2 protein-coding genes and 1 pseudogene are annotated in these 1,811 nt (G+C 66.9%); 2 read left to right on the forward strand and 1 reads right to left on the reverse strand.

All coding sequences use genetic code 11. The features are described from left to right. Positions 1 to 11: 11 nt before the first annotated feature. Positions 12 to 113 (forward strand): annotated as a pseudogene (locus I55_RS35280) (type II toxin-antitoxin system RelE/ParE family toxin); the annotation flags it as partial. Positions 114 to 268: 155 nt separating this feature from the next. Further along, positions 269 to 616, forward strand: coding sequence for a HigA family addiction module antitoxin (locus I55_RS32230; protein WP_083901623.1), 348 nt, complete (start codon positions 269 to 271; stop codon positions 614 to 616). Between the two features lie 763 nt (positions 617 to 1,379). Here the strand turns inward: I55_RS32230 and I55_RS39240 are convergent. Beyond that, positions 1,380 to 1,811 (reverse strand): DUF4113 domain-containing protein (locus I55_RS39240; RefSeq protein WP_044564825.1); only part of this gene is annotated, 432 nt, incomplete at its 5' end.

Here is a 1,811-nt window from a genome sequence, read left to right on the forward strand (position 1 = left end):
ATTGCAGGTGACGAAAAGGGCAACATTCCATTCGCATCAATGACCAATGGCGCATCTGTTTCCGACACGTAGACGGCGAAATACACGACATCGAAATCACTGATTATCACTGAGACTTTAACCAACTTCTGCTGAACATCTTTCTGATCGACACCGGGGAAACAGGTTGGCGCGCGGCAACCGCGCCAACCTTCCTGGAGGGGCGTCGAGGCCTGCAGGCCCCGTACCACCCCTCAGAACCCCATATTGTCGACACATCGGACCCATCATGACCCTGATCGACTTCGACCCCAGCGACAACGAAACCGACAACAGCCCCATCAACTTCAACATACGGCCGGTCCACCCCGGCGAAATCCTCCGCGAGGAATTCATGAAACCGCTGGGCCTGTCGGCCGGCAAGGTGGCCAAGGCCTGCGACGTTCCTCGCACGCGGATTGAGCGCGTCGTGAACGAGGAAACCGAGCTCACTGTCGACACAGCGTTCCGCCTGGCCAAGTGCTTCAACACCTCGGTCGAACTGTGGCTCAACCTCCAGACCAGCTACAACCTGGCCAAGGCCCGGCGCAGCCCCCCCAACCTGGAAGCGGTCAAGGTTCTCCACGCGGCGGAATGACGGCCGGTCTGGAAGAACTTAGGCGGGCGCTCACCGCTGGCCTCGGGTCCGCAGCCCCTGTTCCCTTCGCGCCGTGGCGCTGGGCAGCTGGCGCCCGTCGCCGGCGGACTGCCACCGGAACGTGGACAGGTGGGTCCAGGCGCGTACGGAATGCCGCGCCGTCCGGGGTTGGGCCACGGCCGCCTCCGACGGCGCCGGCGAGCTGCTCCTCGTCGGCCACTCCGTGGTATGGGATCCCGATGCTGGCCTTTACGACGTGACGCCCATTCCGGGCGAGCTCCTCAAGCGGCCCGGGATCACGTCGATGACGCCGTCAACCAGGTCCTGCACATGGGCCCCGCCCTCAGCGCCTTCTACGTCGAAATGCCGTACGCCAGCCCGCCAGACAGTGAGGTCAGATAAGATGAGGACCCTCCACGGCTACATCCGGCGCGAGGCGGCGACTACCGGTGGACTCAAGCATCAACCATCCCAAGCCCAGCTCCAGGCGCTGCGCCTGGCGCTACCCTCCGGCAAACTTCGGCGCCTGCCGGGAGGATACTGGGTGGGTGACGAACACCCGGAGATCGCCAGGGGAACGTCCCCCCAATCAGCCGCTTATGCAGGCACGTCGACCGTCGAGGCCGCCGCAAACCGCGGTTGGTTCGAGCGGGAAGGTGAGTTTCGGGTGGTACTTACACCTCAGGGGCTGCTGTTGGCACAGCCCAACACCCTGGCCGGCGTTTAAGCCACGCGCCCGTTGAGTGGTGCAGCCAGATAACCGTCACACCCTGGCCACCGGCAAGTCCTCCCAGCGCGTCGTGTACCGGGGCGACGGCCAGTCCTGCGCCTGGGCCCAGCGCCGGCGACCGGGCATGCCGGCACCGGCCAGGCGCACGGTGTGCAGCCCCATACGCTGGTTGAGGTCATCCAGCGCCGCCATCAGCGCCGCCGACCGGGCGGGGTCGCCTTCCTGGGCCAGGCCTGGCAATGCCCTCGGCGCCTCCTCCGGCGCCACCAGGCCGTCCAGCAGCACGCCGGCGGAGGCAAATCGCCCGCCCGACCGCCACACCTGCCGCCCCAGGCTCAGCGCCACCCGGACCAGTTCCCGCGTGTCGGCCGTCGGCTGGGCCAGGGTGGCGCCCCGCGATCCGCCACAACCGGCGGCCGCCGGGTCCGCGCTGAAGCGGCTGGGCCAGGCGAAGACACGCAGATG

This window comes from Azospirillum sp. B4 (assembly GCF_000333275.1).
GTDB lineage: Bacteria > Pseudomonadota > Alphaproteobacteria > Azospirillales > Azospirillaceae > Nitrospirillum.